This is a genomic window from Robiginitalea insularis, assembly GCF_052497835.1.
The window spans coordinates 2,728,790-2,748,740 of record NZ_CP199296.1 but is presented as its reverse complement, the minus strand read 5'-3'; the positions used below and the strand labels follow the sequence as shown (position 1 = coordinate 2,748,740).

Genomic DNA, 19,951 nt, shown 5'->3' with positions numbered 1-19,951 from the left:
ATCTTGGTTGCTTCCGGGCGGGTACACTAAAAAAACCGGCTGTGCCAGCTTTCGGATGCGGGTACCTCCCAGTCCTGTTCGTACTCGTATTTGTTGTTGACCAGGTTGTTGAAGACGATGGTTTTTGGGGAAACCGCTTTGGCTTTGGCCATTTTGCGGAATTCGTCAAGCGGTTTATAGGCAATATACTCCCCCTGTTTGTAGGAAACATTCATCCGGTCCAGCAGGTTTACCCCGTACTTCTTTTCCAGGGATTGTATAAAATGAACAGAGGCATCTATGGAACAGCCGGAAGCTGCCGCCTGTTGCTGGTCCAGGCCAATGACTATAAAGCGGTTGTAAGGGGTGGCAAAACCCGCTTTCAGGTCCGCTCCATGAGCGGTCCATTGCTGCAGGAATTGCTGTAATTCAGCCTTCAGAGACTTCATCTCCTCTTCCGTAAAGGTCCGGTTTGCCTGATATATCCAAACCCTTGCAGTTTCCGGTAAACTATCAAATGCTACAAACATAATGTTTTCAGGGATTTAAAGATCAGCCGCATCTGCAAGCAGTTCGGCCAGGTCCAATACCTTTATACTATCTTCCTTTTCCTTGTTTTTGACCCCGTCGGTCATCATCGTATTGCAGAAAGGACATCCGGCCGCCACAACATCCGGCTTCGTTTCCAGTGCTTCTTCCGTACGCTTGATGTTTACGTCCTGATCCCCTTTTTCGGGTTCTTTAAACATCTGGGCCCCACCGGCCCCGCAACACAAGCCTCGTTGTTTGCAGTTTTTCATCTCCACCAGCTCTGCATCCAGTTTGCGGATCAATTCCCTTGGGGCCTCGTAAATTCCATTGGCCCGGCCCAGGTAACAGGGGTCGTGATAGGTAATGCGCTTGCCGCGAAAGCTGCCGCCTTCAAGGGTTAGTCTTCCGGCCTCCAACAGGTCTTTCAGGAACTGTGTATGGTGAACCACCTCATAGTCCCCGCCCAGGTCGGGATACTCATTCTTAAGGGTGTTAAAGCAATGCGGGCAGGTGGTCACTATTTTTTTGATTTCATAACCGTTCAGTACCTGAATATTGGTGGCCGCCTGCATTTGGAAGAGGAATTCATTCCCGGAGCGTTTGGCCGGATCCCCGGTACAACTCTCCTCTGTTCCCAGCACGGCAAAAGAAACGGACGCTTTCTGAAGCAACTTTACGAATGCTTTGGTGATTTTTTTGGCCCGATCATCAAAACTACCCGCACAGCCCACCCAGAAGAGGACTTCCGGCTGTTTGCCTTCCGCAAATAATTCCGCCATGGTCGGGATTTTAGGTGATTGCTCCATATCGCTGCTTATTTTTCACTGGCCCAATTGAGCCGGTCCATTTGATTAAAAGGCCAGGGGGCTCCGTTATTTTCGATATTCCCCATCATTACATTGAGTTCAGCAGGTGCTGCAGACTGCTCCATTACCAGGTACTGCCGCATATCCATGATGATGGATAAAGGGTCAATACTTACCGGACAGGCCTCCACACAGGCGTTACAGGAGGTACAGGCCCAAAGTTCTTCCCGGCTGATATAATCGTCCAGCAATTGTTTTCCATCTGGTTCCCATTTACCCTTATTCTGGCTGAGTTGTTTGCCCACCTCCTCCAATCGGTCGCGGGTGTCCATCATAATTTTTCGTGGCGATAATTTCTTCCCGGTCTGGTTGGCCGGGCATTCACTGGTGCATCGGCCGCATTCCGTACAACTGTAGGCATTCAAAAGCTGGATCCGGCTAAGGTCCATTACATCCGAGGCCCCGAATTTTTCTGGTGGTGGAGCATCTTCAGCGGGGGCTGCAAAAGGATCGGCATTGGGATCCATCATCAGCGCAACTTCTTTTTTTACAGACTCCAGATTTCGAAAAGCTCCCTTGGGACCCAATTTACCCCAATAGGTGTTCGGAAATGCCAGCAAAATGTGCAGATGCTTGGAGTAATATAAATAGTTCAGGAAGAAAAGAATACCCAGGATATGCAGCCACCAGGCAGTGCGCTCAACCAATATCAGGCTTTCCTGGGAAAGGCCCTCCATCCACTGGGCTATTATGGAACTGATTGGAAAGCTGCCGGCTTCGGCATAATGAGCAGTCCCCAGTTGCTGCAACTGGTAATCTGCCGCATTCATGGTAAGAAAAAGGAACATTAAGACCACTTCTATGTACAGGATCAAATCCGCATCCCGTTTGGGCCATCCCTTCATCTCAGGTTTCCAGAACCGCTGCAGGCGCAAGGCATTCCTTCGCATCCAGAATACCACTACCGCTACAATTACCAGCAAGGCCAGGATTTCAAAAGAGGCAATAAGGCCATCGTAGACCGGCCCCAGGAAGGCGAAAATCCTGTGGGTTCCAAAGAGCCCGTCTATTATAATTTCCAGGACCTCTATGTTGATTATCACAAAACCCACATAAACAATAATATGCATAATCCCCGCCACGGGGCGTACCACCATCTTACTCTGGCCCAGGGCAATCCGTGCCATCTGCCCGAAGCGCTCCCCCTTGCTTCCACCGGGATGCGTCTCTCTGCCCAGCTTTATATTGCGGATGAGTCTTCGGATATTCCTGCTGAAAAACCCGATGCCGGCTATGAGTGCCAGCAGAAATAAAATGTTGGGTAGGTACTGCATTAATTAGGGTCTTTTTGTACTGCAGGGTCATTTTCCGGCAGGGTATACTCCTTTTGCTTTTTTCCAAAAACGGAAACGTTCACGTATCGTTTGGGATTCAGTCGGAAATCCTGCAGCAAGAGATCCAGTTCCCTGGAAGCTTCTGCCAGGTTCTGGTAGAGGGCCTCATCCTTCATCAATTTTCCCATGGTGCCTTCCCCTTTCTGAATGCGCCCCATTAGCGTGTCCAGGTTTGCAAGGGTAGACTCCATATTGCGAATGGTCTTTCCCAGCCCTGCCTGGGCCAGGGAGTCCGAAATATCGGAGAAATTGGCCGTCATGTTTTCGATATTCCCCAGGGTACTATCCAGTTGTGAACGGTTTTCACTGAGCAGCTCATGCAGGACATCCGCACTTTTTTGAAAAGATGCCAGCAGCTTATTGAGCCCGGCAACACTTTCCCTAAGGTTTTGCTTGGTATCCAGGTCCAGCAGCTCGTTAAAATTGATAAGCAATGAATCTGCGTTGGAAACAGCGCCTTCGACCTTTAATTGCAAAGGGGTCAGTTTTTGTTGAACCAATTCGGTAAGTCCCGGGCGAATATTCCCGGGCAGGGTATCCCCGCTTTTGGCTATGGGGGCATCGTCAAACACCGGACGGATTTGTATGCCTTTCCCGCCAATGATCCCGGTATCGTATAATTCCGCAATGCTATTGGCTGAAAATTCAAAATCCTTGTCCACCGAAAAGGTAACCAGCAGTTTCCCTGAACTGTCTTTAAACTGTATGTCGTTCACTTTTCCGACACTATATCCGTTGATACTTACCTGCGTACCTGCCTGCAGGCCGCCTACATGCTCGTAAACAACATAAAAAGTTTTGCTGTTGTCGAAGATGGGGGAAGATTTCAAATAACTGAATCCCAATATAAACAACAGGATTCCGCCAATGACGATGATTCCTGTTTTAATTTCTCTGGATAGTTTCAAATGTCGTGTTTTGGGTTCCTAACAAAATTAGAAATATTTTTCGGAAGGCACCCGATTAATTAGACAGGCTTTGCAAGGCTTCTTTTAAGGGGATACGCTTCCCATTTTTATAAGCTACTATATAGGAAGTAGTATACCCTTTCAGGTCCGCATTGGCCTTCAGCAATTTAGCTTCTTCGTAGGAAGGGGTGTTCCCGTACAGGATACGGAACATGCCGCCTACGGGCTCCTTTGAAAGCTTATTAAGCCCTCTGTAATCTGCCCGGTTCAGGTCCGGATCCTTGCTCACGGCCATTAACTGTACTTTAAATACCAGATCAGAAGCGGCCTCAGCAGTCTTGGCCGGTGTTGGTATTGTTTTTTCCTTATCAGCAGTTTCAGTCTTTGTTTTCGTTGTTGCAGTTTCTTCTGATGCCCGCTTTGTCGCTGTTGGATTTTGACTGGTATCCACCGGGGTTTTGGCCAGCACCTGAACCGCCTCCTTTTTGGGCGGGTCTTGTTTCTCTGCCACCGGCTTTTTCTCCGGCACAGTTTTGGGCTCAACCGGCTTGTTTACAACAACTGTTTCCGGGGTGTCCTCCTTTTCAACTACAGCCACTTGCCCACCGGCCTGTGGAACATCATTGACCCAAACTGATTTTTTGTATTCCCGAATAGCATCCGCAATAGCAGTACCCATCTCCTTCTGGCCCTTTTTGGAGTTGAGGTAAGTCCCCTCTTCTCTGTTGGTCAGAAAACCGGTTTCCACCAGTACGCTGGGCATAAAAGTCTGATGCAGTACAATAAATCCGGCTTGCTTAACCTTGCGGTCATTGCGTTTCAGTTTTCCGGTAAAGCGATCCTGCATAAATTTCCCAAGCAGAATACTCTGGTCCAGAAATTCCTCCTGCATAATGGTTAGCCCGATTACGGATTCAGGGGAGTTGATGTCGTATTCAGAGTACCGGCTTTCGTAATTATCCTCCAGGTAGATTACCGAGTTTTCCTTTTTGGCGATTTCAAAATTCTGCTTATTGGCGTGCAGGCCAAGCACAAAAGTGCCCGCCCCATGGGCATTGGAGGTGTGCGAATCGCAGTGGACCGACACAAATAGGTCTGCCTTAGCTTTGTTTGCGATCTCCCCGCGTACGTACAAATCCACAAATGAATCATCGTCCCGGGTATAGATCACTTTCGTGTTCGGATCATTCGCCAGGGCCTTCCCCACTTCCAGCACTATATTCAGTGCAATATTCTTTTCCAGGAACCCATTGCCGAGGTTTCCGGGGTCATGCCCGCCATGGCCGGCATCCAGTACCACCACAAAGGTATCATCCAGGTAGGCGGCGTTTGAAGGCCCCTGAGACCAGAGCTTCCCGCCCAGCAGTAACAGGGCAGCCAGTAACCCCTGCCTGTACATGCTTAATAATTTAGTGCATTTCTTCAATTTTCCCGGGGTTAAATTTGTTTTAATGTAGGCGTTGCGGAGGGAAAAATATGTAAGTTTGAGCCCTGAATCCCACGCATTCGCTTTACAAAAATAGGATTTATAGCCTTGCAAGCAAATAAACATCTGGTACTTTTCACGGGGATCTTTTTCCTGCTTACAGCAAACCTCCTGGCCCAGGAAGACTTGCCTGAACCGCTGCCGATAAAAGCCGTGGGAGACAGCCTGAAGGCTCCAAAACTGCCTGATTTGCTGGGCTCCGCAAGCCTGGAGCAAGACAGCATCCGGCAGGATAGCGTTCGCCCGGCCCAGGGGACCCTTCTGGACAAGATCAAATACAAGGCAAAAGATTATGTGCGTATTGATCAGAAAAAACAAAAGATTTACCTCTATAATGAAGCGGAAATCTACTATCAGGATACTGAACTCAAAGCCGGTATTATCATCCTGGATTACGTTAAAAATGAAGTATATGCCGGTCGGCTGAAAGATTCGCTGGGCAATTATACCCAACTGCCCTTTTTCAAGCAGGGCACCAATGAGGTGATTCCTGATTCCATCCGCTTTAATTTCGACACGGAAAAGGCCCTGATCTGGAACTCCCGAAGCGAACAGAAGGCAGCCCTCGGGTCATTGGGAAGCGAATCCATGAAGGTCTATGCGGAAAAAACTAAAAAAGAGAACGACTCGGTTTACTTCCTGAGCGAGGGTAAACTGACAACCTCCAAAGACACTATTGATCCCGATTATTATATCCGGATCCGCAAGGCCAAATTTGTACCCAAGAAAAAAGTAATCGCCGGTTTCAGCAACCTCTATATTGTTGATGTGCCCACCCCCATTGCACTCCCCTTTGCCTATTTTCCGCTTACCACGGGCAGGTCGGCCGGAGTGATGATGCCAACATTCGGGAATGACCCAAACCGGGGCTATTTCCTGCAAAACGGGGGGTATTACCTCCCCATCAGCGATTACCTGGACCTGACCCTTACCGGTGACCTGTATACCAATGGAAGTTATGGCTTCCGGGGGCAGTCTGTTTATGTAAAGCGCTATAAATTCAGGGGTAATATCAATTTTCGATATGAAAACCTGGTAACCAGCCAGAAAGGTTTTGACGATTACAGCAGATCGACCATCTACAACATTCAGATTTCCCATACCCAGGATCCGAAATCCAACCCGAATTCGCGCTTATCGGCTTCCGTAAACCTGGGGAGCAGCCAGTATTTCAGGAATTCCCTGATCCAGCAGAATTTACCCAATACGCAGGTAAACAACCTGTCCTCCTCCATTTCCTATTCCAAAACCTTCCCGGAATACCCCTCCGTGAACGTTAGCCTTACTGCAACCCACAACCAGAATACCAATACCAATACGGTAGATGTAACCCTTCCTACGCTGCAGGCCAGTATGGAGCGGATCTTCCCTTTTGCCAACAGGGATGGGATCAAAAAAGGGGCGCTGCAGAACATCAACTTCCAGTATAACGTGAATGGGCGCAATAGCATCCGGACCAATGATGAAGACTTTTTGACCGGTAAAATGTTTGACAATGCCCGTTTGGGGGCCCGTCACCAAATTCCCATCGCTACCAACTTCAAGGTAGCCAAATATTTTAGTGTCAGCCTGGGGGGTACCTATGAAGATGTCTGGACCTGGGATACTTTTGAACAGCGGTTCGATGCAGATACGCAGGCTGTGGTTACAGACACCATCAATGGATTTGACCGGTATAACCAATACAACCTCAGCGCCAGTATCGGTACCACGGTCTACGGAACCTTCAACCGGGGCGAAGACAAGAAAATACAGGCGATACGGCACGTGATGCGGCCTTCGGTCAGTTACGGCTATGCCCCCTCCTTTGATCAGTATTACGATGAATTCCTCAATGAGGCGACTGGGGAGAATATTACCTATACCCGTTTTCAGAATACGCTTTACGGCACACCCAGCCGGGGGAAATCCAGCGCGATGAGTTTTTCCCTTGCCAATACCCTGGAGGCCAAGGTACGGGATAAGGATTCCACCGCTACGGAACCCAAGAAGGTGATGTGGCTGAACAGCCTGAATTTTACGACTTCCTACAATTTCGAGGCAGATTCCCTGAAATTGAGCCCAATCAATATGACGGGGGGAACCAACCTTTTTGACAACAAAATGCAGGTCAACTTCGGGGCCAGCCTGGACCCTTACGCCATTGATAACAACGGAAGGAGAATCAATTCCCTGAATATCAGTAACGGCGGGGGCTTATTTCGCATTACCAGTGCGAGGCTGAACGTCAGTTATGGCTTTAGCAGCAAAGACTTCGATAAAGATTCGGATGATGATGAGGATGAGGCCGCCGACCCCTATGATGGGGATACCTATGTAGCTTCCAGTGGTGGGCGGACTGACGGGCTTTTTGGAAGGGCCAATGATTTCAACAGAAGCCGGTTTGCAGACCGGGACCCGGACGATGTCGATAACCCCGTTTACGGCAGCAGTATCCCCTGGGATGTACGACTCTCTTACGCAGCCACCTACAGCAACCGTAACCGGGACGGGGAGTTTACGAATCATTCCCTTATGTTCCGGGGTAATGTGAGTCTTTCTCCGCGCTGGCAGGTAGGGTTTTCCTCGGGTTATGACTTTAAAAACAAGGGGTTCTCCCTGACCTCCTTTAATTTTGAGCGGGACCTGAAAAGTTTCCGCCTGACTTTTGACTGGACCCCGTTTGGCAACTTTGAGCGCTGGTATTTCTTTATCGGGATCAAAGCCAGTGTCCTTAAAGACCTGAAATGGGAAAATCGCAGCCAGCCACCTCCACGTTAACATAAAAAACCAGAAAATGAAAAAAATCATACGTACAGAGAAAGCCCCTGCACCCATTGGACCCTACAACCAGGCAGTTCTGGCCGGGGATACCCTTTATGTTTCCGGACAGATTGCCCTGGACCCTGACTCCGGAGCCATGGTCTTAGGCAATATTGAAGACGAAACCGAGCAGGTGATGAAAAACCTTTCGGCCGTGCTTTCAGCTGCCGGCCTCAATTTCAGCCATGTGGTAAAGAGCAGTATTTTCGTAAAGGACATGCACCAATTTGCCAGGATTAACGAGGTCTATGCCCGCTACTTTGACCCTGCCGAAGCCCCGGCACGGGAAACGGTGGAAGTCGCAAACCTACCCAAATTCGTAAACGTCGAAATTTCGATGATTGCAAAAAAGCCAGCCTGAAGCCCGAGAGTTTAAAATTCCAAGCACCAAGTACCAAATTCCAATTGCGATTTGGGATTTGGTCCCGATAGCTATCGGGATGGAATTTCTAAATGGTTTCTTTGTGGAAATCCACCAATCCTTCGATGGGTCGCTGGCGGATCACCCCACAGATCAGGTCGTTGCGCTCAACCACCGCCTTTAATTCGTCCCTCAGGTAATAGGCAATACTTCCCACAAAATGCACCGGCACCTTAGTGGCCAGCTCAAACTGCATTATGTGGTTATTGACGAATTGCTGGAACCCCTTGTCAATAACCCCTTTACAATAAGGATGCTCCTTATGCTCTACAATAAAGCGGGCAAAGGTGGCCAGATAGGTGTTGGGGTTGGGTTTTTTGTACAGGTGTTCTTTGATGACATCGGCGTCCAGATTGTACTCCTTGTCGAACATCAGGCCCAGGTCCTGTGGCATTTTATGGTAGAAATAATCCCGGATCAGTTTCCGTCCGAAAAAGTTTCCGCTCCCATCGTCCATCAGGATATAACCCAGGGAAGTTACTTTTTGGATGAGCTGGTGGCCATCGTAATAGCTGCAGTTGGAGCCGGTACCTAAAATACAGACGATCCCCTGATGCCCGATCTTCGTTGTGGAATATATGGCGGCGTAAGTATCTTCCTTGACTTCAACCTTCGCATTCGGGAAGAAGTTTTTAAAGATATTCCTCAGGAATTTCCGCATGCGCGCCGTACCGCAGCCAGCACCGTAAAAGTACAGGCGCTTCACCTTTTTGCTGTTTTTGGCCAGCTCAAAATTGTTGGCCATCCGCTCTTCAATAACTTCCTTGCTAAGCACCTCGGGACTCAACCCAAGGGTCTGGGTCATAAACAACTGTTCCCCTTTTGCATCAAGAGCTATCCAGTCTGCCTTGGTTGCCCCACTGTCTACAATTACTACCATAGGTTTATTATAGTAAAAAAACCTCTGGGAAGGTCATATCAGCTATGACTTCGCAGAGGCTTTTTAAGTTGTCATCCTTTAAATTATAAACTATGAACGTACTGGGCCAGGTCTACCAGTTTATTGGAATAACCTGCCTCGTTATCGTACCAGGAAACGACCTTAAAGAATTTGCTGTTCAGTTCTATCCCGGCATCCGCATCAAAGATACTGGTGCGCTTGTCTCCCACAAAATCCTGGGAAACAACCAATTCTTCTGTATACCCCAGGATTCCCTTTAGTTCTCCTTCAGAAGCCGCTTTAAAGGCTTTCTTGATTTCCTCATAAGAAGTTTCCTTTTCCAGGCGTACGGTCAGGTCTACTACAGAGACATCCGCTGTAGGCACGCGGAAAGCCATCCCGGTGAGTTTTCCCTCCAAAGCGGGGATTACCTTGGTTACAGCTTTAGCCGCACCGGTTGCAGCCGGAATGATATTCAGCATGGCACTGCGCCCGCCCCTATAATCCTTTCTGGAAGGCCCGTCAACAGTAAGCTGGGTAGCTGTGGTGGCATGTACAGTGGTCATCAGACCTTCTTCAATCCCGAAATTATCATCCAGTACCTTGGCCAGAGGGGCCAGGCAGTTGGTGGTACAACTGGCATTGGATACAATGGTATCCGAAGCTTTTACATCCTTGTGGTTTACGCCCATCACAAACATAGGGGCATCCTTGGAAGGTGCTGAAATGACTACTTTTTTGGCTCCTCCGTCAATATGGCTTTGTGCCATATCCAGGGTGGTAAAAATCCCGGTACATTCCGCAACGATCTCCGCCCCCACGGCATCCCATTTCAGGTTTTTGGGGTCCCGTTCTGCAGTTACCCGGATGGTCTTGCCATTTACAACCAGATTTCCGTCCTTAACTGCAACGGTTCCGTTGAAACGTCCGTGAACGGAATCGTACTCCAGCAGGTATGCCAGGTGTTCTACGTCGAGCAGGTCATTGATCGCTACCACGTCTACGTTATCCCGCTCCACGGTAGCCCTGAAAACCAGTCTTCCGATGCGTCCAAATCCGTTTATTCCTATTTTTAATGTTGCCATTTCTAAAAAGTTTTTAGTTTAAATTGTCATTATATCGGAAACCCGTATGAGTTCCCGGTCTATTTTGGTGTGTCCTTTTATTGCATCCTCTATTGGGGTAAGTACCATTTCATTGTCTATTATCCCAACCATCAGATTGGTCTTGCCATCCATCAGGGATTCAACAGCTTTTACGCCCATACGGCTGGCCAGCACCCTGTCAAAGGCAGTTGGGCTGCCTCCTCGCTGCATGTGGCCCAATACAGATACCCGTACATCGTATATGGGAAGGTATTCCTCGACGTATTCTTTCAGTTCAAAGACGTTCTTTCCTGTTTTGTCTCCTTCTGCCACAACCACAATACTGGAAGATTTTCCGGTTTTTTTACTCCGCTTGAGGGAATCCAGCAGGCGTTCCAGACCCAGATTCTCTTCCGGGATCAGAATTTCCTCAGCCCCGGCGGCCACCCCGGCATTCAGGGCAATATGCCCTACATCCCGACCCATGACCTCAACAAAAAATAAGCGGTTATGCGAACTGGCCGTATCCCTGATCTTGTCTATGGCTTCCACAACAGTGTTCAGTGCCGTATCGAATCCCAGGGTATAACGGGTTCCGAAGATATCGTTATCTATCGTTCCGGGAATACCCATAACCGGAAAGTTGTATTCCTTGTTAAAGATGGTCGCACCCCTGAAACTACCGTCTCCGCCAATCACTACAAAACCTTCTATCCCCGCTTTGGTAAGCTGCTCATGGGCCAGTTTGCGCCCTTCCGGGGTTTTAAAATCCTCACAGCGGGCAGATTTCAGAATAGTTCCCCCTTTTTGGATAATGTTGTTTACGCTGCGCGCATTCATAGGGACAAAGTCTCCCTCTATCATGCCCTGGTACCCCCTGTAAACAGCCATACACTCCACGTCCAGGTAGGCACAGGTCCGCACAACGGATCGTATAGCCGCGTTCATGCCCGGGGAATCTCCTCCGGAAGTCAGTACGGCTATTTTCTTTAGTGCTCTCTCCATTATTATTTTAAGAACAGCAAAATTAACAAACTTCTGCCACAATACGAACCAAATTGGGGCATTTCGGCTGCAATAATCCCGAAATCGTTTTCGTAAATTATTTGCAAAATAGCTGCAGATTAATCAATAAATATCCCGGATTTCAGAAAGGTTTATTGTTTTTGGAGTAAAAACGTATAAGGCTATCCTGCCCCATACCCCCTTCAGGAGCGGGTCTGTTTCTGCTGTTGTTTTGTGGGCTGTCCCCTTTTTCCTTTTTGGTGAAAATACGCCTGAGCAGCTCCCTGAAACTATTAAAGTCTACCTCATATGAAAGACCTACCCCCTGGGTATACCCCTGGTTGTCTGCCAGGAATTGCTGGATTTCATTTTGCCGGTTAAAGATGCGCATACTCAGCGTCCCTTCCTCATTTAGCAATAATTGCACCTCAGCATCTCCTGCCACGGCAGATTCGCTAACCCCTCCTACCGGCACCCCGAAACGGCCGTTAAACAGGATGCGGTCGCTTATTTTTGTGGAGACCGTAACCCCGATCCGATCTTCAGTTGCCACTTCGGCATTCGGATCCTGGTACCCGCCTTCATAGGAGAGCCCCAGGTTGAATTTGTCTCCGTTGCTGCCCAGCACCTGATTGACCAGGCTGGAAGCGGTCTGATACAGGTTACCGGCCACAGCCTGCTGGTTAAGCCCGCCGGTCTCGTTTACAAATGTACCCTGTGCCAGCAGGAAGAGGGCATTACGCTCTTCAACGGTGGGGTCTTGCAGGCGGTATTCCAGTTCAGACTTTACGATAGAACTGGTCCCCGGGAATTCAATGTCAAAGTCCACGGTGGGTTGTTCCAGCTCGCCCGTGAGCCGAACCAGTACTTCAGTGGGAATCCTGCGGGTGTAGGACGCATTGTCCAGTAAGGGTGCCGGGTTGGCATTCAGCGCATAGATCGCTTCCATGTTCAGGATGGCTTCCAGGGGTTCTCCGTCCCAGTTTATAGTTCCTCCGGGGCGAACGGAAAAGGTGCGGTTGATAACCCCGCCCAGTTTGTAGTTATACTCCCCGGTGACCACAACGAAGTCACCCCACATATTGAACTTCCCGTTGGTATTGATTTCCATAAAGATAATCCCCTCCCCTGTTCCTTTCAGGGAACTGCCCGTTCGCTGGTCGATCACGATGGCCACCTCAGCATCCGGGGTAACCAGCAGGTCAAACTCCAGTTCCAGGCCCTGGTAATTTCTGAGGGTCCGTTCGGCTTCCACCGATTGGCGCGCATCCTTTTCGATAAAGTTGATAAAGGAATAATCCCCCACAGAAGTAACATCGCTGATGGGTATTTTAAGGGAGGTCCCCCTGGCCGAGGAGCCGTCGAATTCGATTTTGAGCGCATTGGTGGGCCCGTAAATCCGTCCATTTCCTGTAACAAAAGCGGTCCCATAGTACAGTTCATCTTCGTTGAATTCCGTATTGAGGATCAAAAAGCGGTTATTTCCGGTAGCCACATTCAGGTCCAGTTCCCAGTTTGAAAAGAACTCGTGGGTAATAGTGCCGTCCAGGGTAGCCTGGGTAGCCTCGCTCACGTCTGTAAGCCGGATGTTCTGAAAATCAAAGGTCTGATTGGATAAGCTTACCACAGACCCCGGGGCAAAGTCGTAATTTACATTGAGATAGGGAATACCAATACCGGCCTCATCCATGGTGAGGAATCCGCTGAAATCCGGGTTGCGCAAATCGCCCTGAATAGCAACAGTTCCATTGAGTTTCCCGCGAATATCAGAAATCACCCCTTCCCCCAGGGGGCTGAAAGGTTCCAGCTGAAAATCTCTGAAACTGGCAGAAAGGTTGGACGTGGGGACTTCACCCTGGTTTTGCACCGTCCCGATTACACTTAATTTTTCCCGGCCGTTATCTGTAATGCGCGTATTTACCGAAAACTCCGTAAGGTTTTTATTTCCAACAATACCAATATCCAGCTGCCCCATGGGAATGCCATTTACCCCAAAATCCGCAATATTCAAATTGCCGATAGGCAGGTAAATATCATCTTCCTGACGCACATTGAGCACCCCGTTGATTTCCCCGCTGAGCTTCAGGCTGTCTATTGCCGGTGTAATCTTGTTCAGGGAAACAATCTTGAACCGGAGCTCCAGGTCTTTGTAGGTAGAATCGGCCAGTTGTCCCTTTAAAATGATTTCTTCCCGGTTGTCATTGTTCATGACAATTTCCTCTATCTGAATGCTGTCAAGGGTTCTGTTCACGATAACCTTATTACGATCGTTCCCGCTGCGGTTCAGCACCCAGGTGTTCCCTTTAAAACTCACATCGGATCGTTTCAGGCCAATAACAGACTTGTTTTGCTTGTCAAAGGTGTGGTAGAAATTCAGGTTGTAGCTGTCATTGTATTCGCTTCCGCCCTTAAATTCCGTACGGAAAAAGAGGGTATCGTTTAAAGTGGTGTTGATCAGGTTGAAATCCTTCAGGTCGTAATAGACCGTAGACACATCTTCCACTGCAACATAAGTGTTGAAAAGCGGGTTTTTATTGTCTATCCGGATATCGATATTATCCAGGGTATTTCCAAAAGCTGCAATGCTGGGGGATTTGAAATTCAGCTTGAAATCTCCCTGGTCGGCTATGATATTCCCCCTGATAAAGGTGTTGGGCCCAAAAGACACCTGAGGAAAAAAGACATCCACAATCTTATTGTAGATCTTAAAATTGAAATTCAACCGCTGTCCGGGGGAAATCTCGTAGGGCTTGTAGTTCGTGTAAATACTTCCAATGGAATTCTGCAGCAGGCGGCCCAGTTCCCGAACCTTAAAATTCCCGCGCATATAGCCCGTAATGATATCGGGGGAGTTGATTTCAATAGTCCTCAGGGTATCTGCATCAAAGCTGGACTCAATTTTAAAATCCTCAAAATAATAGGTGTTGTTTGCGTTTTTAAACTGCGTTTTGCTAAAGCGGATATCCCCGCGAATATCATCCAGCGTATTCCCGATGACGTCCATGGCCAGGTCTCCCTGAAAAACAGAAATGCTGTCTTTGATAAAATTGAGCTTAAAGAGGTCTGCCTGCTGTACGTTGGCAACAAAATTAAAGGTGTGCTGCTGGCTCCCGAAATCTGCCAATCCTTCAAAATTGAATATGAAATTAGGGTCTCTGCAGATCAGGGAGCCGTCAAATAACTGGTCCTTCAGGACTCCGGACACCGATATGTCCTTATAGTCATAACCATTGAAACCGAGGCTGTAAACCTCTCCAATGACCTCTGTGTTCAGGTTATTCTGGGTAAACCCCTGCCCCTCCACGTTTATATCCATGGACGTTTTTCCAAGGTTGGGATCCCCCGTAAATTTCCCCAGATTAAAATCAATCAGTGAAACAAAGCCTTTATAAGTGGCTTTCTCAATATCGTCTACATTGGCCAGTTGCAGATCTACATAGCTGCTTCCCACGGCACTGTTAATATTGACCTGGGCGTTGACGGAAGAGGTAGTTACAACAGACTCCCCCCGGACTGTAAACTGCCCGAGTTTCTGCAATGCAGCAGGCAGTGAATTCCCCAATAATTCAGGCATCAGCCCGCGCAGCTGATAATAAGAGGTAGTGATGTCCCTAATAGAAGCCTCCATCCGGAAATCCCCGTCTCTTTTAAAGAGGTTATCAAAGTTGAAGTTCCCACGGATCCCGGTGTTATCAGTAACCAGAAAGAGATCTTCGAGGATTAGCGCGTTCAGTGTTCCTTTGGCCGAAGTATTCAATTGTACTTTCTTCCCTGCCCCGAATTTCGGATACAGTTTATTGATTTCATCCAGGGCTACCTCTGAATCCACAAAACGAGCTGTTACCTGCACCTTATCGGTAAAGGCAGCAAAATCTTCCCGCTCATAGTCAAACAACAGGCTCCCTTCCAACCGGGATTCAGGAGTGCGGATGCTCAGGGAATCAAATCGCATTTGTTGTTTGGTATAGGTAAATGAGGTGGCCAGGCGGTCTACTTGCAAGTCGCGTGTGCTTTTCAGGGATAACGCCTCTATCTGAGTGCGGACTTCAGGCCCCAGAATGGTAAAATCGCTGGCAGCGATGTTGAGTTTAGTAAAATCGAGTATTTGTGGGGACTCCAGGTTTTCGTCCCTCAGGGAAAAGCGGCTCTGCCCAATATCCACGCGGGAGGCGAAGAAATAAAAGGGGGGCGTCCCTTCAGCCCTGGGTTTCCCGTCATCCAGTTTATCAATAAAAATACCCAGATTGGTATCCGGCCCGTCCCTGTAGGTCTTTAAATTCAGGTAGAGGTTCTGGATTTCGATGTCGCCAAATTCCAGTTTTCCCCCGGCCAGATCACGCAGGCTCAGGATGGATGTATTTAACTCATTTATAAATACCAGGGTGTCTTGCTGGTAATCTTCTATATAGATATTCTCAAGGGCCGTATCCCAGCTAATCAGTGATATGCGCAGCTTATCAAGTTGTATATTGGTTCCAAACTCCTTGTTTATGCGGTCCGTCGCATAGCGCGCCAGGCGGGTTTGCACGGCAGGCAGGGAAAGGATTACCGTTCCCAGTACACAAAACACCAGGACAGCCAACAGGGTACGGACGAGTATTTTACGGAATTTCCTGATAGGGCCTAATGTTTTACCTTTGTATTTCCAATTTTTATTCCAAACGTGCCGAATTCAAAAGAAATTTATATCCTCGCGATAGAATCGTCCTGCGACGACACCTCTGCAGCTGTTTTACACAACCGTAAAATGTTGAGCAATGTGGTCGCCACACAGCGGATTCACGAGGAATACGGCGGGGTTGTACCCGAATTGGCCTCCAGGGCGCATCAGAAAAATATCGTCCCGCTGGTTCATCAGGCACTGGCCATGGCAAATATCGACAAAAAACTAGTATCGGCCATAGCTTTTACGAGGGGTCCGGGCCTGATGGGATCCCTTTTGGTAGGCACCTCCTTTGCGAAGTCTCTTTCCCTGGGCTTACAGCTGCCGCTGATCGAGGTAAATCACATGGAAGCACATATTCTGGCCCATTTTATTGAGGAGCCAGGCAAAACCCCTCCCCGCTTCCCTTTCCTGGCCCTGACCATCAGCGGGGGACACACCCAGATTGTTTTGGTTCGGGATTATTTTCAAATGGAGGTGCTGGGGGAAACCCTGGACGATGCCGTAGGGGAGGCATTTGATAAAAGCGCCAAACTTATGGGCCTGCCCTATCCGGGAGGGCCCCTGATAGACCAATATGCAAAAGATGGGGACCCTGAAAAATTCCCCTTCCCCATTCCAAAAGTAGACGGTCTCAATTTTAGTTTCAGTGGCTTAAAAACCAGTATTTTATATTTTCTACAACGGGAAAGCCAGAGGGATCCGGATTTTGTAAACAGGGAACGCAACCATATTTGTGCTTCAATTCAGCACACCATTGTCCGAATCCTTATGGAAAAACTGACACTGGCAACGGCACAAACCGGAATTAAGGAGATAGCCGTTGGAGGCGGGGTTTCTGCAAATTCCGGGATTCGGGAGGCCCTTCGCGACGCAGAGAATCAACTGGGCTGGAAAGTGCATATTCCAAAACTTGAATACTGTACGGACAATGCCGGGATGATAGGCATTGTAGGATATTTGAAGTATCTTCAGGGTAGATTTACGGATCTGGGAGTAACGGCCCTTGCCCGTTACAGCATCAATTCCGGAAATTAAACACTTGTTTTCTCAGCTTTCTGAAGCATGGCCTACGATCAACAGATAGAACAAGAACTAAACGAATTGATAATGGAGCTGGGGCCTGAGATTTTCGAAAGCATGCAGGTCAAAAAAATGTTTGGAGGCCTGGCCTATCTTTTCAGGGGTAAAATGACGGTCGGGATCCTGAAAGATTCACTAATAGCAAGGGTAATTCCGGCCAAAATGGAGTCAACCCTGCAAGAGGATTGGGTTTCCCCTATGGACTTTAGCGGGAAGGTGATGAAAGAATTCGTACAGGTTTCCCCCGAAGGCCTGCAATCGAGAAAGGAATTGCGATATTGGCTTCTTCTGGGGCTGGAACACGCAAAGAGTAAATTGGAATAGTATTAAACAATATCCATTAAATGAATTACTTCTTTAATCCGGAGCTGGACCAAAACAGTAAAAAATTTTCATTCAGCCCCGAAGAGAGCCGTCATATCGCAAAGGTTTTGCGGAAAAGGGAGGGGGATGAGATCCTTGTAACCAATGGTAAGGGAATTTTATTCCATTGCCAATTAATCCAGGCAGACCCCAAAAACTGTATGGCCGAGGTTCAGGAAATTCGTAAAAATCACCCGAAGATGTATTCGCTGCACCTGGCGGTGGCCCCGACCAAAAAACTGGACCGCTTTCAGTGGTTTTTAGAAAAAGCTACAGAAATTGGGGTAAACGAGATAACGCCTATAATCTGCGAGCGCTCTGAACGGAAGACCCTCAGCAGCAGCCGGTTGCAAAGGGTCATACAGGAAGCTATGAAACAGAGCCTCCGCACTTTTTTGCCCAAACTCAATGAACCAGTGTCCTTTACAGAATTCTTGGAACAACAGCACCCTGTGCTCCGTTTCATTGCCCATTGCGAAAAGGAAGAGAAAATGGAATTGAAGCGAAGGGTAGCGGCTGACAAGGATATTGTAATCCTGATCGGGCCGGAAGGAGATTTCAGTCAGGACGAAATTGCTGCCTCCTATGATAAGGGTTTTATTCCTGTATCCCTGGGTGAAAGCCGTTTAAGAACCGAAACAGCAGCCCTTGTGGCCTGTGCAACAGTAAACCTGATCAATAACACCTGATTAATTCGGGGATAAGCGGTACTTAATAAACCCTTAAGCCCTGTTTATGTTTACAGCAGTACAAACAGAATTCATAAATTTAATCCGATGAAGTTCTATCAGAAGCATTTTTTCTTATTCCTTTCCTGCGTAGTGCTTTTTGGCACATGTGCAGGCGCACAGAGCCTTGGACTACTGAAGTATAAAGGAGGCGGGGACTGGTATGCCAATCCTACGGCACTGCCCAACCTGGTACAATTCTGTAATGCCGCTATCGGGACCCAGCTTGAAGCCAACGCTCAGACAGTCGAATTGGGCAGGGATGAATTGTTTCAATATCCGTTTTTACACATGACCGGACACGGAAATGTACTTTTCAGCCCGGAAGAAGCCGAGGCCCTGCGCCTGTATTTGCTGGCAGGGGGGTTTTTGCATATAGACGACAATTATGGGATGGCTCCATACCTGCTCAAGGAATTGCCCAAAATATTCCCGGATAAGGAATTGGAAGAGATCGGCTCAGACCACCCTATTTTCACGGAACCCTACCGATTTGCCGAAGGACTTCCGAAGATACACGAACACGACGGCAAAAGGCCGAGGGCCCTGGGTTATTTTCACGAAGGGCGACTGGTGCTGCTTTTTACCCTGGAGACCGATCTGGGGGACGGATGGGAAGACCCGGAGGTCCATAATGATCCCGAAGCGGTACGAAGAAAAGCCCTTCAAATGGGTGCCAATATCATTCACTACGCCTTTAAAAATTAAGTTTATATGAATTCAAGAATCATCGCCAGTGGTATCTTAAGGGCGGTAGGGATCCTGACGGGGATAGTGCTCATCCTCTATTTTTTGTACGTGATCCGCTCCGTTATCGCCTATGTCCTCATTGCGGCGGTAATTGCCCTGATCGGGAGGCCTGTAACCCATTTTCTGAGGAAACGGTTAAAATTCGCGAATACCCTTGCGGTTATTTGTGTAATGCTCTTGATGGTGGGAATACTGGCCGGAATAATTTCGCTTTTTGTCCCGCTGATTTCCGAACAGGGGAAAAACCTTTCCCTGTTAAATATTGAGGACCTCCGCGCCAACCTGATCTCTCTCTATAAGCAGATTACAACTTATTTTGGTGCTTCTCCCGACCAGGTTTCGGATATTATAGAACAGGCCCAGTTCGATGCCGAAGTGCTGCAAGGTTTGGATATGGGCTTTATCCCAAACATCCTGAATTCTTTTATGGATATCCTCAGCAATGCCAGCGTTGGCCTTTTTTCCATCTTGTTTATTTCCTTTTTCTTTTTAAAGGACAGCAACCTGTTAAAGAACAGCCTGCTCACATTGGTTCCCGATCACAAAGAACAAAACCTCATCCACTCCCTTGAAAAAATAAACAACCTGCTCTCCCGCTATTTCGTGGGACTATTATTGCAGATCAGTGTGCTCTTTGTAATTTATACTGTTGTTTTATTATTGGTGGGAATCGAAGATGCCGTAGTTATCGCTTTCCTTTGCGCCCTCTTCAATGTTATCCCCTACATCGGTCCTATCATTGGAGGCGTGCTTATGATATTGCTGGCCATGACCAGTAACCTGGGTTCAGACTTCAGTTCCGTAATCCTGCCGGATGTAGGCTGGGTTTTCCTGGGACTGGTAATCGGGCAGTTGGTAGATAATTTCTTTTCCCAACCTTTTATCTTTTCAAACAGCGTGCGCTCACATCCCCTGGAAATATTTTTGATAATTATTATCGCAGGCCTTTTGTTCGGAGTGGTCGGGATGATTGTAGCGGTGCCCGGATATACCGCTATAAAGGTTATTTTAAAGGAATTTCTGGCGGAAAATAAGATTGTAAAAAACCTGACCCAGAATTTATAGTT

At 48.1% G+C, this 19,951-nt stretch carries 16 protein-coding genes; 7 read left to right on the top strand and 9 right to left on the bottom strand.

Going from position 1 to position 19,951, the window contains the following annotated elements; genetic code table 11:
- Nucleotides 1–26: 26 nt before the first annotated feature.
- The 5 genes from ACT6NV_RS12505 to ACT6NV_RS12485 are packed head-to-tail and all read right to left on the bottom strand — an operon-like array spanning nt 27 to nt 5,017.
- The gene (locus ACT6NV_RS12505; RefSeq protein WP_445384779.1) at nt 27–509 is read right to left on the bottom strand and encodes an ABC transporter ATPase; all 483 of its coding nucleotides are present in this window, start codon (nt 507–509) and stop codon (nt 27–29) included.
- 15 nt (nt 510–524) lie between these two features.
- Complete coding sequence (locus ACT6NV_RS12500) at nt 525–1,316, bottom strand: (Fe-S)-binding protein (RefSeq protein ID WP_445384778.1); 792 nt, start codon at nt 1,314–1,316, stop codon at nt 525–527.
- Between the two features lie 8 nt (nt 1,317–1,324).
- Nucleotides 1,325–2,650, bottom strand: a complete 1,326-nt coding sequence (locus ACT6NV_RS12495) for a 4Fe-4S dicluster domain-containing protein (RefSeq protein ID WP_445384777.1) — start codon at nt 2,648–2,650, stop codon at nt 1,325–1,327.
- Nucleotides 2,650–3,618 carry an MlaD family protein gene (locus tag ACT6NV_RS12490; protein ID WP_445384776.1) on the bottom strand — a complete coding sequence of 323 codons (969 nt, stop codon included), beginning with the start codon at nt 3,616–3,618 and terminating at the stop codon, nt 2,650–2,652. The genes ACT6NV_RS12495 and ACT6NV_RS12490 overlap by 1 nt, the downstream gene beginning before the upstream one ends.
- Nucleotides 3,619–3,673: 55 nt before the next feature.
- Nucleotides 3,674–5,017, bottom strand: coding sequence for an N-acetylmuramoyl-L-alanine amidase family protein (locus tag ACT6NV_RS12485; protein WP_445384775.1), 1,344 nt, complete (start codon nt 5,015–5,017; stop codon nt 3,674–3,676).
- 135 nt (nt 5,018–5,152) lie between these two features.
- Here ACT6NV_RS12485 and ACT6NV_RS12480 point away from each other — a divergent pair, with 135 nt between their 5' ends.
- Nucleotides 5,153–7,864 (top strand): putative LPS assembly protein LptD, encoded by a 2,712-nt coding sequence (locus ACT6NV_RS12480; RefSeq protein WP_445384774.1) that lies wholly within the window; start codon nt 5,153–5,155, stop codon nt 7,862–7,864.
- A 16-nt stretch (nt 7,865–7,880) separates the two neighbouring features.
- Nucleotides 7,881–8,267: a RidA family protein gene (locus ACT6NV_RS12475; protein WP_445384773.1), complete on the top strand. Its 387-nt coding sequence runs from the start codon at nt 7,881–7,883 to the stop codon at nt 8,265–8,267.
- Nucleotides 8,268–8,355: 88 nt separating this feature from the next.
- Here ACT6NV_RS12475 and ACT6NV_RS12470 read toward each other — a convergent pair whose 3' ends face one another.
- The 4 genes from ACT6NV_RS12470 to ACT6NV_RS12455 form a co-directional block, all read right to left on the bottom strand.
- Nucleotides 8,356–9,207 (bottom strand): N-acetylglucosamine kinase, encoded by an 852-nt coding sequence (locus tag ACT6NV_RS12470; protein ID WP_445384772.1) that lies wholly within the window; start codon nt 9,205–9,207, stop codon nt 8,356–8,358.
- Between the two features lie 83 nt (nt 9,208–9,290).
- Nucleotides 9,291–10,292 (bottom strand): type I glyceraldehyde-3-phosphate dehydrogenase, encoded by a 1,002-nt coding sequence (gene gap / locus ACT6NV_RS12465; RefSeq protein WP_445384771.1) that lies wholly within the window; start codon nt 10,290–10,292, stop codon nt 9,291–9,293.
- Nucleotides 10,293–10,310: 18 nt separating this feature from the next.
- Nucleotides 10,311–11,297 (bottom strand): 6-phosphofructokinase, encoded by a 987-nt coding sequence (gene pfkA / locus ACT6NV_RS12460; RefSeq protein ID WP_445384770.1) that lies wholly within the window; start codon nt 11,295–11,297, stop codon nt 10,311–10,313.
- Between the two features lie 142 nt (nt 11,298–11,439).
- Nucleotides 11,440–15,879: a translocation/assembly module TamB domain-containing protein gene (locus ACT6NV_RS12455; protein WP_445384769.1), complete on the bottom strand. Its 4,440-nt coding sequence runs from the start codon at nt 15,877–15,879 to the stop codon at nt 11,440–11,442.
- Between the two features lie 81 nt (nt 15,880–15,960).
- Here ACT6NV_RS12455 and tsaD point away from each other — a divergent pair, with 81 nt between their 5' ends.
- The 5 genes from tsaD to ACT6NV_RS12430 all read left to right on the top strand — a co-directional run bounded on the left by tsaD (nt 15,961) and on the right by ACT6NV_RS12430 (nt 19,949).
- On the top strand, nt 15,961–16,998 hold the full coding sequence (tsaD, locus tag ACT6NV_RS12450; protein ID WP_445384768.1) for a tRNA (adenosine(37)-N6)-threonylcarbamoyltransferase complex transferase subunit TsaD: 1,038 nt from the start codon (nt 15,961–15,963) through the stop codon (nt 16,996–16,998).
- Nucleotides 16,999–17,025: 27 nt separating this feature from the next.
- Nucleotides 17,026–17,367 carry a TfoX/Sxy family protein gene (locus tag ACT6NV_RS12445; RefSeq protein ID WP_445384767.1) on the top strand — a complete coding sequence of 114 codons (342 nt, stop codon included), beginning with the start codon at nt 17,026–17,028 and terminating at the stop codon, nt 17,365–17,367.
- 20 nt (nt 17,368–17,387) lie between these two features.
- A complete protein-coding gene (locus ACT6NV_RS12440; RefSeq protein ID WP_445384766.1) occupies nt 17,388–18,095 on the top strand; it encodes a 16S rRNA (uracil(1498)-N(3))-methyltransferase in 708 nt (235 codons plus the stop codon).
- A gap of 87 nt (nt 18,096–18,182) precedes the next feature.
- On the top strand, nt 18,183–18,842 hold the full coding sequence (locus ACT6NV_RS12435) for a DUF4159 domain-containing protein (protein ID WP_445384765.1): 660 nt from the start codon (nt 18,183–18,185) through the stop codon (nt 18,840–18,842).
- Between the two features lie 6 nt (nt 18,843–18,848).
- Nucleotides 18,849–19,949, top strand: a complete 1,101-nt coding sequence (locus ACT6NV_RS12430) for an AI-2E family transporter (RefSeq protein WP_445384764.1) — start codon at nt 18,849–18,851, stop codon at nt 19,947–19,949.
- Nucleotides 19,950–19,951: the final 2 nt, after the last annotated feature.